The sequence below is a fragment of the Pseudomonas sp. PDM03 genome (genome assembly GCF_014852385.1).
GTDB classification, from domain to species: domain Bacteria; phylum Pseudomonadota; class Gammaproteobacteria; order Pseudomonadales; family Pseudomonadaceae; genus Aquipseudomonas; species Aquipseudomonas migulae.
In genome coordinates this window covers 167,263-183,489 of sequence record NZ_JACVBM010000008.1, presented here as the reverse complement: position 1 = coordinate 183,489, position 16,227 = coordinate 167,263, and the positions used below count along the sequence as shown (strand labels likewise).

General features: G+C 59.4%; 16 protein-coding genes. 6 read left to right on the top strand and 10 right to left on the bottom strand.

The window, feature by feature from the left end; translation table 11 throughout:
* Positions 1-113: 113 nt before the first annotated feature.
* The 3 genes from IB254_RS14410 to IB254_RS14400 form a co-directional block, all read right to left on the bottom strand.
* Positions 114-884 carry a MetQ/NlpA family ABC transporter substrate-binding protein gene (locus IB254_RS14410; RefSeq protein WP_008027681.1) on the bottom strand — a complete coding sequence of 257 codons (771 nt, stop codon included), beginning with the start codon at positions 882-884 and terminating at the stop codon, positions 114-116.
* Between the two features lie 74 nt (positions 885-958).
* Positions 959-1,633, bottom strand: coding sequence for a methionine ABC transporter permease (locus IB254_RS14405; protein ID WP_192417856.1), 675 nt, complete (start codon positions 1,631-1,633; stop codon positions 959-961).
* Positions 1,633-2,640 carry a methionine ABC transporter ATP-binding protein gene (locus IB254_RS14400; RefSeq protein ID WP_008027677.1) on the bottom strand — a complete coding sequence of 336 codons (1,008 nt, stop codon included), beginning with the start codon at positions 2,638-2,640 and terminating at the stop codon, positions 1,633-1,635. Before IB254_RS14400 ends, IB254_RS14405 begins: the two co-directional genes overlap by 1 nt.
* 264 nt (positions 2,641-2,904) lie before the next feature.
* Here IB254_RS14400 and katE point away from each other — a divergent pair, with 264 nt between their 5' ends.
* The gene (katE, locus tag IB254_RS14395) at positions 2,905-5,043 is read left to right on the top strand and encodes a catalase HPII (RefSeq protein WP_192417855.1); all 2,139 of its coding nucleotides are present in this window, start codon (positions 2,905-2,907) and stop codon (positions 5,041-5,043) included.
* Positions 5,044-5,158: 115 nt separating this feature from the next.
* On the opposite strand, the gene IB254_RS14390 is transcribed toward katE, so the two are convergent.
* Genes IB254_RS14390 through zur form a run of 4 tightly spaced genes read right to left on the bottom strand, consistent with a single transcriptional unit; the run spans position 5,159 to position 7,961 of the window.
* Positions 5,159-5,875 carry a PA5502 family lipoprotein gene (locus IB254_RS14390; RefSeq protein WP_192417854.1) on the bottom strand — a complete coding sequence of 239 codons (717 nt, stop codon included), beginning with the start codon at positions 5,873-5,875 and terminating at the stop codon, positions 5,159-5,161.
* Between the two features lie 37 nt (positions 5,876-5,912).
* The gene (znuB, locus tag IB254_RS14385) at positions 5,913-6,701 is read right to left on the bottom strand and encodes a zinc ABC transporter permease subunit ZnuB (protein ID WP_192417853.1); all 789 of its coding nucleotides are present in this window, start codon (positions 6,699-6,701) and stop codon (positions 5,913-5,915) included.
* Positions 6,694-7,479: a zinc ABC transporter ATP-binding protein ZnuC gene (znuC, locus tag IB254_RS14380; RefSeq protein WP_008027671.1), complete on the bottom strand. Its 786-nt coding sequence runs from the start codon at positions 7,477-7,479 to the stop codon at positions 6,694-6,696. The genes znuB and znuC overlap by 8 nt, the downstream gene beginning before the upstream one ends.
* Entirely contained in the window at positions 7,479-7,961 is a 483-nt protein-coding gene (gene zur, locus IB254_RS14375; RefSeq protein ID WP_008027669.1) for a zinc uptake transcriptional repressor Zur, read from the bottom strand. The genes znuC and zur overlap by 1 nt, the downstream gene beginning before the upstream one ends.
* A gap of 66 nt (positions 7,962-8,027) precedes the next feature.
* On the opposite strand from zur, the gene IB254_RS14370 reads away from it, so the two are divergent.
* Entirely contained in the window at positions 8,028-8,948 is a 921-nt protein-coding gene (locus tag IB254_RS14370) for a zinc ABC transporter substrate-binding protein ZnuA (RefSeq protein WP_008027667.1), read from the top strand.
* 117 nt (positions 8,949-9,065) lie between these two features.
* On the opposite strand, the gene IB254_RS14365 is transcribed toward IB254_RS14370, so the two are convergent.
* A complete protein-coding gene (locus tag IB254_RS14365; RefSeq protein ID WP_192417852.1) occupies positions 9,066-10,016 on the bottom strand; it encodes a homoserine kinase in 951 nt (316 codons plus the stop codon).
* 58 nt (positions 10,017-10,074) lie between these two features.
* Entirely contained in the window at positions 10,075-10,362 is a 288-nt protein-coding gene (locus IB254_RS14360; protein WP_008027663.1) for a DUF2782 domain-containing protein, read from the bottom strand.
* Positions 10,363-10,436: 74 nt separating this feature from the next.
* Between IB254_RS14360 and polA the strand changes: the two genes are divergently transcribed.
* The gene (gene polA, locus IB254_RS14355; protein ID WP_192228119.1) at positions 10,437-13,208 is read left to right on the top strand and encodes a DNA polymerase I; all 2,772 of its coding nucleotides are present in this window, start codon (positions 10,437-10,439) and stop codon (positions 13,206-13,208) included.
* 372 nt (positions 13,209-13,580) lie between these two features.
* Here the strand turns inward: polA and yihA are convergent, their stop codons facing one another.
* Entirely contained in the window at positions 13,581-14,225 is a 645-nt protein-coding gene (gene yihA / locus IB254_RS14350; RefSeq protein WP_008044703.1) for a ribosome biogenesis GTP-binding protein YihA/YsxC, read from the bottom strand.
* Positions 14,226-14,416: 191 nt separating this feature from the next.
* Between yihA and IB254_RS14345 the strand changes: the two genes are divergently transcribed.
* The 3 genes from IB254_RS14345 (at position 14,417) to IB254_RS14335 (ending at position 16,224) form a co-directional block, all read left to right on the top strand.
* The gene (locus tag IB254_RS14345) at positions 14,417-14,707 is read left to right on the top strand and encodes a c-type cytochrome (protein ID WP_008027657.1); all 291 of its coding nucleotides are present in this window, start codon (positions 14,417-14,419) and stop codon (positions 14,705-14,707) included.
* Between the two features lie 46 nt (positions 14,708-14,753).
* Positions 14,754-15,383 (top strand): c-type cytochrome, encoded by a 630-nt coding sequence (locus IB254_RS14340; protein ID WP_192417851.1) that lies wholly within the window; start codon positions 14,754-14,756, stop codon positions 15,381-15,383.
* A gap of 199 nt (positions 15,384-15,582) precedes the next feature.
* On the top strand, positions 15,583-16,224 hold the full coding sequence (locus tag IB254_RS14335) for a thiol:disulfide interchange protein DsbA/DsbL (protein ID WP_192417850.1): 642 nt from the start codon (positions 15,583-15,585) through the stop codon (positions 16,222-16,224).
* Positions 16,225-16,227: the final 3 nt, after the last annotated feature.

Below are 16,227 nucleotides of genomic sequence, written 5' to 3'. Positions count from 1 at the left end.
AAATGGTGACTGACCCACCGCTTTCGCCAGCAAGCCGGCTCCTACAGGGGTCGTGTTTCGGGCACAAAAAAGGGGCGCATTTGAATGCGCCCCTTTTTCATTGCTTCAGACGATCAGAACGCCGGCACCACAGCGCCTTTGTACTTCTCGAGGATGAAGGCTTTCACTTCCGGGCTGTGCAGCGCGGCAACCAGTTTCTTCATGTCTTCGCTGTCCTTGTCGTCCGGGCGGGCAACGAGGATGTTCACGTACGGCGAGTCGCTGCCTTCGATGACCAGAGCATCCTTGGCCGGATCGAGCTTGGCTTCCAGCGCGTAGTTGGTGTTGATCAGCGCCAGGTCGACCTGGGTCAGCACGCGCGGGATGGTCGCGGCTTCCAGTTCGCGGAATTTCAGGTCCTTGGCGTTCTCGGTGATGTCCTTGACGGTCGACAGGATGTTGTTCGAATCCTTCAACTTGATCAGGCCAGCCTTGGCCAGCAGCAGCAAGGCGCGGCCGCCGTTGGTGGCATCGTTCGGGATCACCACGGTGGCGCCGCCCGGCAGTTCGGTCAGTGCCTTGTATTTGCTGGAATAAGCGCCCAGCGGTTCCAGGTGCACACCGGCCACGGAAACCAGATTAGTGCCCTTGGCCTTGTTGAACTCATCGAGGTATGGCTGGTGCTGGAAGAAGTTGGCGTCCAGACGCTTTTCCGCCACTTGCACGTTCGGCTGGATGTAGTCGGTGAAGACTTTGACCTTCAGGTCCACGCCTTCTTTGGCCAGGGCCGGCTTCACGAATTCGAGGATTTCTGCGTGCGGGACCGGGGTGGCCGCAACGGTCAGGGTGTCGGCGTGGGCAGAAAAGGCTGCAACGGCAGCGAACGCGACGAGTAGTTTTTTCATTCAGCTAACTCCTTGTGAATATCCGCTTGCGGCGCCTGTTTGCGGCGCCCGCCAGCGAATGGCCTGCTCATAAATTATTTGCGCGAGAAGTGTACGACCAACTTGTCGCCAACCGTTTGCAGCACTTGAACCAACACCAGCAGCAACACCACCGTGACGACCATCACGTCAGTCTGGAAACGCTGGTATCCGAAACGGATCGCCAGGTCACCCAGACCACCGGCGCCAACCACACCAGCCATCGCCGTGTAGGACACCAGTGTAATAGCTGTCACCGTAATCGCCGCGAAGATGCCCGGGCGGGCTTCCGGCAGCAAGGCATTGGTGATGATCTGACGTGTCGTCGCGCCCATGGCCTGGGTCGCTTCGATGATGCCGCGATCCACTTCACGCAAGGCGGTTTCCACCAGACGCGCGAAGAACGGTGTGGCACCGACCACCAGCGGAGGAATCGCACCGGCGACACCCAGCGAAGTGCCGGTGATCAACACGGTGAACGGGATCATCACAATCAGCAAAATGATGAAAGGCAATGAACGCAGGATGTTCACCACCAGCGACAACATCGCGTATACGCCTTTGGCTTCCAGCAACTGACGCGGGCTGCAGAGAAACAACAGCACGCCCAGCGGCAGGCCCAGCAAAACGGTGAACAGCAGCGAACCGCCGAGCATCAGCAGGGTGTCGCCGGTGGCCAGCCAGATTTCGAACCAATCGATGTTGGCGAAAAACGTTGTCAGAGCGTCCATTAACGAAGCACCTCCATATGAACGTCAGCCGCGGTGAAGCGGGCAAACGCCGCCTCCATGTCGCCGCCGGTGACCGCCAGGGTCAGTTGCCCATAGGGGATGTCTTTGATGCGGTCGATACGACCGGCCAAGATGCTGTAGTCCACGCCCGTTTCCCGAGCGACGGTTCCCAGCAATGGCGCGTAGGTCGCTTCGCCCTGGAAGGTCAGACGCACGATACGGCCCGGCACGTGAGCAAAGTCGTCGCGCTGTTCGCTTTCGTCGATCTGCTCGTCTTCTTGCACGAAGCGTTTAGTGGTCGGGTGTTTCGGGTGCAGGAACACTTCAGCGACCGAACCTTGCTCGACGATCACACCAGCGTCCATCACGGCCACCTGGTCGCACACGCGACGGATCACATCCATCTCGTGGGTGATCAGGACGATGGTCAGTTTCAGCTCGCGGTTGATCTCGGCCAGCAATTGCAGGACCGACGCCGTGGTCTGCGGGTCCAGTGCACTGGTGGCTTCATCGCACAGCAGGATTTTTGGCTTGGTCGCCAGTGCGCGGGCAATGCCGACACGCTGCTTCTGGCCGCCCGACAACTGCGCCGGGTACTTTTTGGCGTGGTCGGACAAACCTACCCGCGCCAGCAACTCGGCCACACGCTGATCGATCTCGCCACGCGACAGTTCGCCGGCGAGGGTCAACGGCAGCGCGACGTTGTCGGCCACGGTCTTGGAAGCCAGCAGGTTGAAGTGCTGGAAAATCATCCCGACCTGCTGACGGAAGCGCCGCAAGCCGCTGGCGTCGAGCGCCGTGACTTCTTCGCCGTCGACGATGATCTTGCCGCCACTGGAGTTCTCCAGGCGATTGATCAGACGCAGCAGGGTACTTTTTCCCGCACCGGAATGACCGATCAGGCCGAAAACCTGACCGTTCTCAATCGACAGACTGGTCGGGTGCAGGGCGGGAATATCCTTACCGGCGACGCGGTAGGTTTTGTGGACGTTTTGAAACTCGATCACGTAGCGAACCTTGTGGGGCGCGTTGAAAAAGGATCAGCGGTTAGCCGGGCGCGCATTTTAGCCTGTCCGTATAGAGGTTATTAGCATTTATTCCGCATTCAACCTTTCATTTGGCAATAACGCGATCAAAGGTCATAAAAAAGGAACGGCTAAAAACCCTGTCAGTCACTAATAGGGCAACTCGAAAACGCCCCCGGTGCCGTGCCTGGGGTCTGAATAAGCGTCCTGGCTACGGCGGGAATCGCAACGAGGAGTCTACGACTGATGAATACGAAAAAGCCTGCCGCCCCTAAAAGTGCACTGGCCGGGACCGACACCCTGGACCGCGGCAACACCAACGCCAAGCTCGACAGCCTGGAAAAATTTCGCTCCGACGCCACCGAACAGGCCTTGCGCACCAACCAGGGCGTGAAGGTGTCGGACAACCAGAACACGTTGAAGCTTGGCGCTCGCGGACCGTCGCTGCTGGAAGACTTCATCATGCGTGAAAAGATCACGCATTTTGACCATGAGCGCATTCCCGAGCGCATCGTCCATGCCCGCGGCACCGGCGCTCATGGTTACTTTCAGAGCTATGAAAACCATTCCGTGCTGACCAAGGCTGGTTTCTTACAGGACCCCGGTAAAAAAACGCCGGTGTTCGTGCGTTTCTCCACCGTTCAGGGTCCACGCGGATCAGGCGATACCGTGCGCGATGTACGAGGTTTCGCCGTGAAGTTCTTCACCGACGAAGGCAACTTCGATCTGGTGGGCAACAACATGCCGGTATTTTTCATACAGGATGCGATCAAGTTTCCTGACTTCGTACACGCGGTAAAACCCGAACCTCACAACGAGATGCCTACCGGCGGCTCGGCGCATGACACCTTCTGGGATTTTGTCTCGCTGGTGCCGGAGTCCGCGCACATGGTGATTTGGGCGATGTCCGACCGGGCGATCCCGAAAAGCCTGCGCAGCATGCAGGGCTTTGGCGTACACACGTTCCGGCTGATCAACGCCGAGGGCAAATCGCGTTTCGTCAAATTCCATTGGCGCCCGACCGCAGGCACGTGTTCGCTGGTGTGGGACGAGGCACAGAAGCTCGCCGGCAAGGACACCGACTACCACCGGCGCGATCTCTGGGAGTCCATAGAAATGGGCGACTACCCGGAATGGGAGCTGGGCGTGCAGATCATCGAAGAAGAAAACGAGCACAGTTTCGACTTCGACATCCTCGACCCGACAAAGCTGATCCCGGAAGAACTGGTACCGATCACGCCGCTCGGCAAAATGACGCTGAACCGCAACCCGGACAATTTCTTCGCCGAAACCGAACAAGTCGCCTTCTGCCCGGGGCATATCGTGCCGGGGATCGATTTTTCCAACGATCCGCTGCTACAAGGTCGGCTGTTTTCCTACACCGATACGCAGATCAGCCGACTCGGTGGGCCGAATTTTCACGAGATCCCGATCAACCGTCCGGTGGCACCGTTCCACAACGGCCAGCGGGACGCGATGCACCGCACCACCATCGACAAGGGTCGTGCGTCCTACGAACCGAACTCCATCGATGGCGGCTGGCCGAAAGAGACGCCGCCCGCCGCCCAGGACGGCGGTTTCGAGAGCTATCCGGAGCGCATCGACGCCAACAAGATCCGCCAGCGCAGCGAGTCGTTCAGCGACCACTTCTCGCAGGCGCGGCTGTTTTTCCACAGCATGAGCAAGCACGAGCAGGAACACATCATCTCGGCCTACAGTTTTGAGTTGGGCAAGGTTGAGCGAGTGCACATCCGAGCACGCGAGGTGAATGAGATCCTCGCCAACATCGATCTGGAACTGGCCAAGCGTGTGGCCCAAAACCTTGGTTTGCCGGCACCGAAGGCCGGGACGGTCGAGGTGCGCAAACTCTCACTTGATCGCTCGCCAGCGCTGAGCCAGGCGAATTTGCTACCGGCGGACATCAAAACCCGCAAAGTGGCGATTCTGGCGGCCAATGGGGTTGATGGCGCAGCCATTGATGCCATGAAGAAGGCGCTGAACGCAGAAGGCGCGCACGCCAAACTGCTCGGCCCGACTTCCGCGCCGGTGACAACCGCTGACGGCAAGACATTGCCCGTGGATGCTTCGATGGAAGGGCTTCCTTCGATCGCGTTCGATGCGGTGTTCGTGCCCGGTGGCGCGGCGTCCATCAAGGCGTTGAGCGGTGATGGTGTGGCGCTGCACTACGTGCTGGAGGCTTACAAGCATTTGAAGGCAATCGCGCTGCAAGGCGAGGCGAAGCAGTTACTGGATGTGTTGAAGCTTGAGGTTGATGCGGGGCTGATCGTGGGGACGGATGCCAAGTTGATCAAAGCGTTTTTCGCTGCGATCGGGCAGCATCGGGTTTGGGATCGTGAGCCTAAGGCGAAGGCGATTCCGGCCTGAGTTTTGTGTAATTCGTTAGGACGCCATCGCGGGCAAGCCTCGCTCCTACAGGATTTGCGCGACGTCGATATAAACGCAGCAGGACCTGTAGGAGCGAGGCTTGCCCGCGAAGCTTTTAAGGTTTACGCGGGCTTAGGACCATCTGCGCCGGAACACTGCGCAAAATCTGCTTCTGCAACTTCAGGTCAAACCCCGAATCCAGCTTCTTTACCCGCTTGGTCAATAACGTCGCCAGCCACGGATAGTCCTGCGTACGCGGCGCCTGAATGCTCACGTCACATTGATAATTCACCACATCGGCCGCGATCGCATCCAGTTGCCGGCGAAGTTTGCTCATATCGGTGAGGTTCAACGCGACGGTGGTGCTTTCAGCAGTCGGATCAATCACTTTTGCCTGAGGTTTTGCCTCGGCCGCCAACAGCGCCGCTTCAGCTTTATCGAGCTCTGCCTTGCGTGCGTTGACGATGGCGTTGTTGACCCCACCGGTCAACGCCGGCGCCTTGGGCATCAACGCCCGCGCACGGCTCAGTGCGGTTGCCGCAGCATTCACATCGCCTTTTTGCAGCACGATCTGGCTGCGTTGCAGATAGGCCTCGGCAAGTTGCCGTTGGTATTGCACAAGGGACGGGTCGTTTGGCGACTCAGCCTGCAAGGCAGCCAATTGATCTTCGGCAGTGGCCAGTTCGCTGCTGGCGAGGCTTTGCTCGAGCTGTGCGATGGCCGTGGCCCGCGCATCAGTGGCCTCGGTGGCCGCCGGTGGCGTGCTTTGGCATGCACCCAGTAGCAGCGAAAATGCGACAAGGAGCAGATAACGGGAGGCGAACGGCTTCATTCCTGCGACTCTCTATTTGCGCAAAAAACGAGCAAGTCTACACCCCTCGACGGGGCAGGACAAAACTCAGCAGAAACAGTGCGGCGGCCGTCACAACAATCGATGGGCCCGCCGGGGTGTCCTTGAACCAGGACAACGCCAACCCGCCACACACGGCGAGCATGCCCAGCAGGCTCGCGCCCAGCGCCATCTGTTCCGGCGACCGGGCGTGACGTTGTGCCGCAGCCGCAGGGATGATCAACAGCGACGTAATCAGCAACACACCGACGATTTTCATCGCCACCGCGATCACCACAGCGATCAGCAACATCAGGGTCAGGCGCAGCGCCGGCACGGGCAGACCTTCAACCCTCGCCAGCTCTTCATGCACCGTGATCGCCAGCAATGGCCGCCACAATGTCACCAACAAGGCCATGACAGCGGCGCTGCCACCGAGAATCCAGGCCAGATCGGTCGGGCTGATCGCCAGCAAGTCACCGAACAGATAGGCCATCAGGTCGATCCGCACTTCGTGCATGAAGCTTAGTACGACAAGGCCCAAAGAGAGCGTGCTCGGTGCGAGAATTCCCAAAAGCGTGTCGGACGCCAGCGGCTGACGCTGTTGCAAGGTCACCAGCAACACGGCCAACAGCAAACAGCCGACGGTGACCGCCACCGTCGGACTGACATCCAGCAGGAAGCCCAACGCCACGCCGAGCAAGGCGGCGTGGGACAAGGTGTCGCCGAAATAGGCCATGCGCCGCCAGACCACGAACGAACCCAACGGGCCCGCCACCAGCGCCAGAGCCAGACCTGCAAGCAGGGCGTAGAGCAGAAAATCAGCCATGCTTGCAGCTATCTCCGTGAACGTGAGGTTGGGCCGACGGGGCCGCGCTGACGACCGAACCATGCAGATCATGGGCGTGGTCGTGATGGTGGTGATAAATCGCCAGGCTTTGTGCGTTCTTTCCGAACAGCTCGACGAAAGCGGGATCGCCGCTGACTTGCTCGGGATGGCCGGAACAACAGACGTGGCGGTTGAGGCAGACCACCTGATCGGTGGTGCTCATGACCAGATGCAAATCGTGGGAAACCATCAACACGCCGCAGCCGTGACGATCACGCAGACGGGTGATCAGGCTGTACAGCTCGGCCTGACCGGCCACGTCGACGCCTTGCACCGGCTCATCAAGGACCAGCAGTTCCGGTTCGCGCAATAGCGCCCGAGCCAGCAGCACGCGCTGCATTTCACCGCCGGAAACACTTTGCACCGGGCTGTCGATCACCTGTTCGGCGCCGACCTCCTTGAGGGCCGCCAAGGCACGAGCACGGTCCACGCCGGGCACCAGACGCAGAAAGCGCAGCACCGACAGCGGCAGCGTCGGATCGACGTGAAGTTTTTGCGGCATGTAACCAACGCGCAGTTTCGGCTTGCGCCACACGCTGCCGCTGTCCGGCTTCAACAGACCGAGCACCGCCCGCACAAGGGTGGTCTTGCCGGCGCCATTGGGGCCGATCAGGGTGACGATCTGCCCCGGCTCGACGCTCAGCTCAATGTTATCCAGCACGCTTTGCCCGGCAAACGTGACGGCAACCTGCTCGAGGCGGATCAACGCGTTGCTCATCAAGCCCCCTGGCAACCCGAGCAGAGGCCGACCACTTCGACCGTCTGACCTTCGACAACGAACCCGACATCCTTGGCGCTGGTGATAATCGCGTCGCTGATGGATTTTTGTTCAAGCTCGATGGCGGCATGGCATTCGCGGCAGATCAGGAACTGGCCCTGGTGCGCGTGTTCCGGGTGATTACAGCCGACGAAGGCGTTCAGCGAGGAGATGCGGTGCACCAGGCCGTTTTCCAGCAGGAAATCCAGCGCGCGGTACACGGTCGGCGGCGCAGCGCGGCGGCCGTCCTGCTCGCTGAGTACCGCCAAAATGTCGTAGGCACCCAGCGGCTTATGGCTTTGCCACACCAGTTCCAGCACCCGCCGGCGCAGGGCAGTCAGGCGCAAGCCTTGCCGAGCGCACAGGGCATCGGCCTCAGACAGTGCGCTATGCACGCAATGAGAGTGGTCGTGGGGACGGCTGGCAATCGGTGTTTTAGGCATGAGCGGCGACGAGTTTTGTGAGAGACGTTATTATGTTACCCGTTCTCGCCTCTTTGAGTGGTCATCGTGTCCCGACTTTTTTCTATCTTTGTCGCATTTGTCGCCAGTTTTCTGTTGATCGGTTCTGCTCAGGCCGAAGTCAAAGTCCTCACCAGCATCAAGCCGCTGCAGCTGATTGCCGCTGCGGTGCAGGACGGTGTGGCGATTCCGGAAGTGCTGCTGCCGCCGGGGGCTTCGCCGCATAACTATGCGTTGCGCCCGTCCGACGTACGGAAGGTGCAATCGGTGGACCTGGTTTACTGGATCGGACCGGACATGGAAGGTTTCCTGCCTCGCGTGCTGAACGGTCGTACGCTGCCGAGCGTTGCCGTGCAGGATCTGCCGGGGCTGAAATTGCGTCGTTTCGCCGAAGACAGTCACTCCCACGCCGAAGAAGCCGACGAGCATGATCACGATCACCGTCCGGGCAGCCTGGATGCGCATCTGTGGTTATCGCCGATCAACGCTCGCGTGATCGCGACGAAAATGGCCGCTGATTTGAGCGCTGCCGACCCAGCCAACGCAGCGCGCTATCAGAGCAACCTGAAGGCGTTCGATGAACGTCTCGACGCGCTGGACCTGCGCTTGAAGGCACGATTGGCGGGCATCGCGGGCAAACCGTACTTTGTGTTCCATGAAGCGTTCGACTACTTCGAAGAGGCTTACGGTCTGAAGCACGCTGGGGTATTCAGCGTCGCCGCCGAAGTCCAGCCGGGTGCCCAGCATGTGTCGGCAATGCGCACGCGGTTGCAGGAAGTGGGCAAGACTTGTGTGTTCAGCGAGCCGCCGTTGCGGCCGCGACTGGCGGAAACACTGGTGGCGGGTTTGCCGGTGAAACTGGCGGAGCTGGATGCTTTGGGTGGGTACACGCCGGCGACTGCTCAGGGGTATGAGCAGGTGCTGGAGAAGTTGGGGAATGATTTGGCGGGGTGTCTGGAGTCGTTGTAATCCAGACATTTGTGTCGATCCCAATCGCGGGCAAGCCCGCTCCCACAGGGTTTGTGTCGTTCCCCAAATTTGTGAACGGCACAAACCCTGTGGGAGCGTGGCTTGCCCGCGAAGCTTTTAAAGGGCGAAAGGCAACGGCGTGTTGACCTTCTGCCGCTGCGCCAACCGCTGCTGAAACTCCATCGGATCGTGAATCAACACGTCCTGCCCGGCGAAAGACTCCGCGGCAATCAATCGCGACAGCCAGAACCGCACACACGCCACGCGCAGCATGGTCGGCCACAACTCCGCCTCGGCAGCAGTGAATGGCCGCAACGCTGCATACGCACCCAGCAACGCCCGCGCCCGCGGCCCGTCAATCAGACCGTCGTCATCCGAACACCAGTCATTCAAGGCAATCGCTACGTCGTAGAGCATCGGCCCCGAGCACGCGTTGTAGAAGTCGATCAACCCGGTCAGGTGCGTGCCTTCGAACATCGCGTTATCGCGGAACAGATCCGCGTGGATGTTGGCCCGTGGCAACGCCAGAATTTTCTCTTTTTGCTGCGTGATTTCATCCAGCGCCCGTTGCAGCAGATCACTCTGCTCGGCATTCAGGTGCGACAGCAGTTGCGTGCCCTCTTCCAGCATCCAGTCCAGGCCGCGATCGGTTTTGCGCTTGATCATGTTGGCCTGGGTCGCCAGGTGCAGATGGCCGAGCAACTCGCCCACCTGAGCGCAATGTTGCGCGTTGGCTTCCTTGATGTGCTTGCCCGCCAGACGCGGTTGCAGCAGCGCAGGCTTGCCGGCCAGCTCGCGCAGGGCGACACCATCGGTGGTGCGCAAGGCGTAAGGCACCGGCAGGTCGGCTTCATGCAGCACGTCCAGCAGCTCGATGAAGAACGGCATCTCCTGAACCGGACCGCGCTCGACCAGGGTCAGGACAAATTCGCCCTGCTCCAGGCTGATAAAGAAGTTGGTGTTTTCGCTACCGGCAGCAATCCCCTGAAAATCAAGCAGGCGGCCGAGCCCGTAAGGGGCGAGAAAGGTTTCCAGCTCAGGCCGAGCCAGCGGGGTGAACACAGACATGTTTTAACTGCCAGTACGGGCGCCGCAAATGGCGGCACCGATTAAAATTAAGGACGACTTACCACTTAAATATTTCCCACGCCGGGATCAGCATATCCGGGTAGTCCGAGCGAATGAAGTTACCTTCCGAGCCATCCGCACGTACCAGGAAATAGGGTTTGCCACCTTTCGGCGTGACCTTGATGGCATACAGAAAACCATTTTGCCGATATTCCTGAATGGTTTTATCCCCTTCCGTGCGGATCGTGACATCCGGGTCTGGCGAAGGTGCGTCATCCGCCGCCATCACAGCCAACGGTGCAATTGCAAACAAGCCAGCCAGCAACAGGCGATTTAGTGTGCGCATGATAACCTTGTCCCTTTGTCGTCAACGGTCCCGCTATTCTAGCGCCGGACCCGCCGAAAAGGTTGATCCTGCTCATGAGCCAAGCCCCCCTCGTCCTGGTGGACGGTTCTTCTTACCTGTACCGCGCCTTTCACGCCCTGCCGCCGTTGACCACTTCCAAGGGTCTGCCGACCGGAGCGGTCAAAGGCGTGCTGAACATGCTCAAGAGTCTGCGCAAGCAGTACCCGGACAGTCCGTTCGCCGTGGTGTTCGACGCCAAGGGTGGGACGTTTCGCGATGACATGTACGCCGAATACAAAGCCAATCGCCCGAGCATGCCCGACGACATGCGCGTACAGATCGAGCCGCTGCACCAAAGTGTGATCGCGCTGGGCTTCCCGCTGCTGTGCGTCGAAGGCGTCGAGGCCGATGACGTGATCGGCACCCTGGCCCGCAGCAGCGCAGCGGCCGACCGCCCGGTAATCATCTCCACCGGCGACAAGGACATGGCGCAACTGGTCGACGGCCACATTACCTTGGTCAACACCATGACCGGTAGCAGCATGGACGTGGAGGGCGTGAAGGAGAAATTCGGCGTCGCTCCCGAGCAGATCATCGATTATCTGGCACTGATGGGCGATTCTTCCGACAACATTCCGGGCGTTCCGGGCATTGGTCCGAAGACGGCTTCCGGCCTGCTCGTAGGCGTAAACGGCGGCCTGACCGAGCTGTATGCACAGCTCGACATCGTCCCGACCCTGCCGATTCGCGGCGCGAAAACCCTGCCGGCCAAGCTCGAAGAGCATAAGGAGATGGCCTTCCTCTCCTATCAGTTGGCGACGATCAAGATCGACGTGCCGCTGGACATCGGCCTTGATGACCTGCAAATGGGCAAGCCGGATCACGACAAGCTCGCCGAGCTTTACACTCTGCTCGAGTTCAAAAGCTGGTTTGAAGAAAACCAGCGCGACGCCAAGCGCTCCGGTCAGGAAGTCACCGCGCCGGTGGCTGAAGAAGCCGCCGTCGAGAGCGAGCTCAAATACACCACGATCCTCACCCAGGCCGATTTCGACCTGTGGCTGAAGAAGCTCAACGACGCCAAACTGATCGCCTTCGATACCGAAACCACCGGCATCGATGCGCAGCAGGCGCAACTGGTCGGCCTGTCGTTCGCCGTACAGGCCAACGAAGCGGCCTACATTCCACTGACCCATTCCTACATGGGCGTACCGGATCAGCTGGATCGCGACACCGTGCTGCGCGCACTGAAACCGATCCTGGAAGACCCGAACAAACTCAAGGTCGGCCAGCACGCCAAGTTCGACATGAACATCCTGGCCAACTGCGCCATCGGTGGTGATCAGAGCTGCGGCATCACCGTGCAAGGCATCGCCTTCGACACCATGCTCGAATCCTACGTACTGGACTCGACCGCGACCCGCCACGACATGGACAGCCTGGCGCTCAAGTACCTGAATCACACCACCACCAGCTTCCAGGACATCGCCGGCAAAGGCGCCAAGCAGCTGACCTTTGACCAGATCTCCCTGGAACTGGCCGGACCGTACGCCGCCGAAGACGCTGACGTAACGCTGCGCCTGCATCAAACCCTGCAGGAAAAGCTCAACGCGATTCCGAGCCTGAGCAAAGTCCTGAGCGACATCGAAATGCCGCTGGTGCCGGTGCTCGCACGGATCGAGCGTCAAGGCGCGCTGGTCGACGCCAACCTGCTGGGCATCCAGAGCGTGGAACTGGGCGAGAAGATGGTCGCGCTGGAGCGTGAGGCGTTTGCTATCGCCGGTGAGGAATTCAACCTCGGGTCGCCGAAGCAATTGGGCGTGATCCTGTACGAAAAACTCGGCTTGCCGATCCTCAGCAAAACCGCCAAGGGTCAGGCGTCCACTGCCGAAGCGGTACTGGCGGAACTGGCCGAGCAGGATTACCCGCTGCCCAAAGTGCTGATGCAGTACCGCTCGATGAGCAAACTGAAGAGCACCTACACCGATCGCCTGCCGGAGCAAATCAACCCGCGCACCGGGCGGATTCACACGTCTTATCATCAGGCTGTCGCGGCGACCGGGCGTTTGTCGTCCAGCGATCCGAACCTGCAGAACATTCCGATCCGCACCGCCGAAGGTCGGCGGATCCGTCAGGCGTTCGTGGCGCCTAAAGGCTACAAGCTGCTGGCCGCGGACTACTCGCAAATCGAACTGCGCATCATGGCTCACCTGGCCAAGGACGAAGGTTTGCTGCACGCCTTCCGCAATGACCTCGACGTGCACAAAGCCACGGCTGCCGAAGTGTTCGGCGTCGAGTTGGCAGAGGTCACTACCGATCAGCGTCGTAGCGCCAAGGCCATCAACTTCGGTTTGATCTACGGCATGAGCGCGTTTGGCCTGGCCAAGCAGATCGGCGTGGACCGCAAACAGTCCCAGGCGTACATCGACCGCTATTTCGCCCGCTATCCAGGCGTCCTGGAATACATGGAGCGCACCCGCGCCCAGGCGGCCGAGCAAGGTTTTGTCGAGACCATCTTCGGTCGTCGCCTGTACCTGCCGGAAATCAACGCGAAAAACCCGGCCCTGCGCAAAGGCGCCGAACGCACTGCGATCAACGCACCGATGCAAGGCACTGCGGCAGACATCATCAAGAAAGCCATGGTGGCTGTGGATAACTGGCTGACGTCGTCAGGCCTCGACGCCAAAGTCATCCTGCAGGTACACGATGAATTGGTGCTTGAAGTACGTGAAGACCTGGTCGACCAGGTTCGTGAGGAAATTCGCGTGCACATGAGCGACGCTGCGAAGCTGGATGTGCCGCTTCTGGTCGAGGTGGGCGTGGGAAATAACTGGGATGAGGCTCACTGACACGTCCTCTGTAGGAGCTGGCTTGCCAGCGATGGTCGTTAACGATGACGCGTGTTTCCTGAATGCACGCGGCGATCTCAAGTCCATCGCGAGCAGGCTCGCTCCTACAGGGTATTTCGCTGCGGCATAGTGTCGCGATGAAGGGGCTTATTTCTGATAGCGAGCCGACTTATTTCAAATGGTTTTGGAAACACCGGAACTAAACCTGTGAAGCGCCACTCAGAGTTACTGAATGGCTGGTGAAGCCCTTCGATGCTCCTATGTTGTGTTAAGTGTTGGCAGATAATCTGGACCCCGCCCTAGCGGTCCGGAACTTGAACCCCGGAACTTCCCCCTCCCCATAAGAAGTCCGGGGTTTTTTTTGCCTGCGATTTATTGCTCGACGGGTTCAGCGCCCTTGTCCGCCAGCTCCATCCAGCCTGCCAGTACTGTGTAGGCCTCTTCCAGACCTAGGCGTTTTGGCGCCGAGAACAGCTGGATGGTGATCGCATCGCCCCAGCCTTTGCGGATATCCGACTGCACCTTGAGCAGGACGTTCTTCGCTGCGCCGTAGGTCAATTTGTCCGCTTTGGTCAGCAAAATGTGCATCGGCATGCCGCTGGCCACGGCCCAATCCAGCATCAACAGGTCGAAGTCGGTCATTGGATGACGGATGTCCATCATCAGAATCAGACCTTTCAAACTCTCGCGACCACCCAGATAAGCTTCCAGGTGACGCTGCCAGTGCAGCTTCAACGGGATAGGTACTTTCGCGTAACCGTACCCCGGCAGGTCGACCAGACGCCGATCATCGTCTAGCTTGAAGAAGTTCAAGAGTTGCGTGCGACCCGGGGTTTTCGAGGTCCGCGCCAGGCTGGCATGCGTCAGGGTGTTCAAAGCGCTGGATTTACCGGCGTTGGAACGCCCGGCGAAGGCCACTTCAAAGCCTTCGTCGTCGGGACATTGGTCGACTTTGGCAGCGCTGAGCATGAAGGTGGACTGTTGGCACAGGCCGAGGATGGGGTTCTTGAGTTGCATGGGATTTCCGATGTGGGCGGCGCCGGGAATGGACGCGGCAAGCGGTGTCGTTTCCGTTTCAGTGACGCCAGTATATAATGCCGCAGATTTTGTGTGCGCTTTGTCCCAGCGTAGGATGAAGTTCACGAGAGCGATTGACCTTGATTGCGCATTAGAACGCAGAACGCTCTCAACCCTGAAAAGGTCGTTTTATGACGAAATGGCTGCTAGCTGCCGGTGTCTTGATACCGCTTTACAGCGCTCAGGCTACACAGGATCCGGAAGCTGTGTACAACCGTGTTTGTGGTGCCTGTCATTCCGGCCAACTACCCATGGCGCCCAAAAAGGGCGATCAGGAAGCTTGGACGCCGAGGTTGGCGAAAGGTATGGAGACGCTGGTGCAACACGTGACCCAGGGTTTCAAGGCGATGCCGCCGCGTGGTTTGTGCATGGACTGCAGTGCCGAGGATTACCAAGTCATCATCCAGTGGATGAGCGAGTGATCCCGGTCCATAACTCTTTAACCCTTAGCCGTAGTTGGATTAGCTGATGAACAAATTGATCGTGAGTCTGCTGTTGACCGTGGGCATCTCCGGCATGGCCCATGCTGCAGGTGAGGCAGTACAACCGGGTGATGCAAAAGCCGGTCAGGCCAAAGCCGCCGTATGTGGCGCCTGCCACGGCCCGGATGGCAACAGCATGGCGCCAAACTTTCCAAAACTGGCGGGGCAAGGTGAACGCTACCTGACCAAGCAATTGCACGACATCAAGTCGGGCAAGCGCACCGTTCTGGAAATGACCGGCCTGCTGACCAACCTGAGCGATCAGGACCTGGCTGATATCTCTGCCTACTTCGCCAGTCAGAAAGGCAGCGTTGGCGCCGCCGACCCGAAAGTCGTGGCTCGCGGTGAAGCACTGTTCCGTGGTGGCGACCTGGCCAAGGGCCTTCCATCCTGCACCGGCTGCCACTCGCCAAATGGCGCGGGCAATGCCGCCGCCGGTTTCCCGCACCTGGGTGGCCAGCACGCTCAATACGTCGCCAAGCAACTGACCGATTTCCGCAAGGAAGAAGGCGGTCGCAACAACGACGGCGATACCAAGACGATGCAGAGCATTGCCAAAAAGCTGAGCGACGAAGACATCGCAGCAGTGTCCAGCTACATTCAAGGCCTGCACTAAGACGGCGAAGCGGGCGCCGCGCGGGACGTACATCTCCTGCAACGTTAACGCTCTATTAATCCGTCGCAGCAAGTATAAAAAGGGTGGCTCAGGCCACCCTTTTTTGTGCCTGCTGCCGTTACACTACAGAACTCAAGCCCGCCATGACCTGTCTGAAAACAGGTCGCGCGAGGCGACCCAAATTGTCCAGGAGTAAAGCATGCGTAATCTGATCATCAGCGCCGCACTCGTCGCTGCCAGCCTGTTCGGCATGACTGCCCAAGCCGCCGAAGCCCCCGCCGCCCCTTATGTCGAACTGAGCAATCCGGTTCCGGTTGCAGTGCCTGGCAAGATCGAAGTGGTGGAGCTGTTCTGGTACGGCTGCCCGCATTGCTACGCGTTCGAGCCAGTGATCAATCCCTGGGTCGAGAAGCTGCCGTCCGACGTGAATTTCGTGCGTATTCCTGCAATGTTCGGCGGCCCGTGGGACGCACACGGCCAGATGTTCCTGACCCTGGAAGCCATGGGCGTCGAGAACAAGGTTCACGCAGCAGTGTTCAACGCGATTCAGAAAGAACGCAAAAAGCTGACCGATAAAGACGAAATGGCCGACTTCCTGGCGACTCAAGGCGTAGACAAGGACAAGTTCCTGGCGACCTTCGATTCGTTCGCCATTAAAGGCCAAATCAACAAAGCCAAAGAACTGGCCAAGAAATATGAAATCTCCGGCGTTCCAACCATGATCGTCAACGGCAAGTACCGCTTTGACGTGGGCTCTGCCGGCGGCGCCGAGCAAGCGTTGCAACTGGCCGACAAACTGGTCGACAAAGAGCGAGCGGCTAACAAGGCTGCAGCCAACTAAGCG